This is a genomic window from Aquidulcibacter sp., from assembly GCF_020253525.1.
Lineage (GTDB): Bacteria > Pseudomonadota > Alphaproteobacteria > Caulobacterales > Aquidulcibacteraceae > Aquidulcibacter.
Window position 1 is genome coordinate 1 of the sequence record NZ_JADCBK010000112.1, and the last position, 3,078, is coordinate 3,078.

General features: G+C 57.0%; 3 protein-coding genes and 1 pseudogene. All 4 read right to left on the reverse strand.

What is annotated here, in order from left to right:
- Window positions 1-257: 257 nt before the first annotated feature.
- Entirely contained in the window at window positions 258-563 is a 306-nt protein-coding gene (locus IOB61_RS12755) for a TM2 domain-containing protein (protein ID WP_290817311.1), read from the reverse strand.
- A gap of 30 nt (window positions 564-593) precedes the next feature.
- On the reverse strand, window positions 594-1,394 hold the full coding sequence (locus IOB61_RS12760) for a pentapeptide repeat-containing protein (RefSeq protein ID WP_290817314.1): 801 nt from the start codon (window positions 1,392-1,394) through the stop codon (window positions 594-596).
- Window positions 1,395-1,478: 84 nt separating this feature from the next.
- Window positions 1,479-1,967: a pentapeptide repeat-containing protein gene (locus IOB61_RS12765; protein ID WP_290817317.1), complete on the reverse strand. Its 489-nt coding sequence runs from the start codon at window positions 1,965-1,967 to the stop codon at window positions 1,479-1,481.
- 76 nt (window positions 1,968-2,043) lie between these two features.
- Window positions 2,044-3,078: pseudogene (locus tag IOB61_RS12770) on the reverse strand (hypothetical protein); the annotation flags it as partial.

Sequence of the window (3,078 nt, forward strand, 5' to 3'; positions counted from 1 at the left end):
CTAGGCGGGGGAAATCAGAACCACCCGTGGCGTCATGAACCACCTAAGCACACAGCCTTATCAGCCGGGGCGCGCGGTTCGCGTCGTATTCGGGCCAGTCCGTTAATCTGGCCCACTTTAATTGACGCGCTCTTAGCGCCCCGGCCCCTCTGCTTGCTATAGTCAAGCACAAGGCAAACCCCCGGAGGTTTCCTCGCGGGGCAAAAGGAGTTGGGAGTGAGGCAGGTGAGATTAAAAGAGCTTGGGCTTTGTGGCTCTCAATAGAGTTGGCGCAACTCCAAGGTTTCGCGTGCAATGCGGTCGCGGACTTGTTCACGTTCTTCTTCCAATAAGCCACCGAGCCGAACCGAATCAGCAAGCCACCAGAAGAAGGAAATGGGAAAGCCGACCATGCTGAGGGTCAAAATCAACATCGCGAGGCCGGACTTCTTATGCCCCACAAAGAAGCGGTGGGCACCGAGCCAGCCCAAAAAGAACCACAAGACATAGGCTTGGAACGGGCTTTTGCACTCCTCATCGGCGCGCAACTCAATGGCGATCATGTCTTTTTCGGTGATTTCCACGGTGGCGAGCCCCCTAATTCTGGGGCGAGCTTAGCGCGGACGGCGCGCCTTACAAGCGCGGATCGTCACGCCCGCGGGCAAAGACGTGGCTTCGTCGCCGCAAGCATCTTCAAGCTGGCGGGTGGTCAGGCCTGTCGCCGTCGAGAGGTCCGCACCCGACAGATTGGCCCCGGTAAAGTCTGCGCCCTGCAGGCGTGTGCGGCTGATCCGGGCATCGCGTAAGATCACACCGGTTAAATCCGCGCGCGAGAGGTCTGCGCCTTCAATATTGGCGCGCGTCATGATGGCGCCAGTAAAGTCTGCATTGACGAAAGCGGCCCCCATGAACATGGAGCCGGTCATATTCGCCCCACTAAAATCTGGATTGGTGCCGCGCGTGCCACCAAATTTTGCGCCCATGAGATTAGCACCGATCAGTTCGGCATTTGACAGGTCTGCGCCCGCAAAGTCAGAGCCGCTAAAATTAGCCCCAGCTGCTTCAATGGCGCGAAGGCCTGTTCCAACAAAGCTTGCGCCGCGAAAATTAGAGCCATTCATTTCGGCACTGCTAAGGTCGCCCCGATCAAAGCGGGTGCCCGCAAAATTACCCGCCGTCATCTCGGCACTGCGCAATTGCGAGCCCGAAAAGTTTGACCCGGCAAAATTGCCCGACGACATATGGGCATTATCCATCCGACGATTGGACAAGTCACAGCCCGCACATAGGCCTGAGAAGCGACCGGTAAAGGTCACTGTCGATGGCTTGCCGCGCTGATCCCAGGTGAAAGCCATAACCGGCTGAGCGATGGGGGCGAGGGCGAATGCAATGAGGACAGGCAAAGCTTTTGACATGATGCATGCCTTATACTGCTTTACCGTCACATTTCCACTTAAATGGTTGTAACAATTTGTCACGGGGCAGCCATAAGCCTGCCGTTATTTGCAGGCAGGAACCGTCAAACCTCGGGGCAAAGTGGTTTCAGCGTCGCCACATGCCTTGTTTAATTGGGCTTGGGTCAAGCCGCGGGCACCGGCCATTTCAGCGCCAGACAGATTGGCATTGGCCAGATTTGCCCCTGCGAAATTGGCGCTGGAGAAATAGCCGCCTACCAAAACTGCTTGGTCGAGATTGGCACCGGCGAAGTTTGCCCCGGTGGCGCGCACGCCATACAAATTGGCAATCGACAAATCGGCGCGTCCAAAATTGGTGCCATCAATCGTGCTTAGCGAAAGATCAGACTGGCGCAGACGCGAGCCCGAGAAGGTTTTGCGCGACAGGTCTGAATAGCTGAGGTCTGCTTGAAACAGATTGCATTTGGCGCAGGACTTACCCGCTTTAACTTGACCAATCTGACCCGCATTTTGCGCAAAGACAGGGGAGCCGAGGGCGGCTGCGACGAGGATGGCAATGGCGAGACGTTTCATTTTCGGACGCTCCAGCGGGCTAAACACAGGTTCTGCTTAGCCCTTGCAGGATTGGTGCCGTCTTGTGACTCTGGTGCTAGGCATTGCCTTCCGCTTGGCGTGGGCCTGCCCAGCCGCAGGCATCACAGGCATAGCCAAAGGCATCGGCCTTTACGGTGAAATGGCCGCAATCGGGGCAGGGGTCGCCCTCATAATGTGTGCTTGGCGCGGAATTTTGGGGTTGGATCAGGGTTGCTTGGATCGGGCGTTCTTGAGCGCCAGCGGTGTTCCGGCTGGCACGTTCGGCAGCACTGGGCAGGCGTACCAGATTGTCTGGGAAGCTACCGCGTGAAAACCCTTTGGAGATGAAGCGGACAGGATCATTGGCCTCGGGCGCACCCGCATCGGTTACAGCCTCGTCAAAGCGGTCTTCGCCCAATTCGGCTAAATCGTCGCGGCCCAGATAGGATACCGCCAATTCGCGGAACAAATAGTCGAGGATAGAGGTCGCCCGCACGATGGAATCATTGCCCTCAACCTCGCCTGCAGGCTCAAAACGGGTGCCGACAAAGGCATCGACAAATTCTTCGAGCGGCACGCCATATTGCAGGCCAATCGAGGTGGCGATGGCGAAATTATTCATCAAGGACCGGAAGGCCGCACCTTCCTTATGCATATCGATAAAGATTTCGCCGATCTCGCCATCGTCAAATTCGCCCGTATGCAGATAGACTTTATGCCCACCGACTGAGGCCTTCTGAATATAGCCCTTGCGACGATCGGGCAGCCGCCGCCGCGCGGCAGGTTGAGGGATGAGGCGTTCAACCACGCGCTCAACCACCACTTCGACCCGTTCGACTTTGACCTCTTCAGCCACATTTTCATAACGGCTCAGGTCAAAGCTGGGTGCGTCAAAACCGGGTTCTGGCAATTTCAGCTTAAAGCCCGCAACGCCAGAACGGCTCAAGTCGCGCGCTATCTCGCTTGCCAAAGCGCGGGTGTTTTCCGACCGGGATACGGGTAGATGTAGGTTAAGATAGTGGCGGATCTCGTCATCTTGGGCTGCAGCAAACCGCAAGATATCTTCCCGGCCAGCGGGGGCAAAGACATCTTGATTGGGCAATAGGCCCCA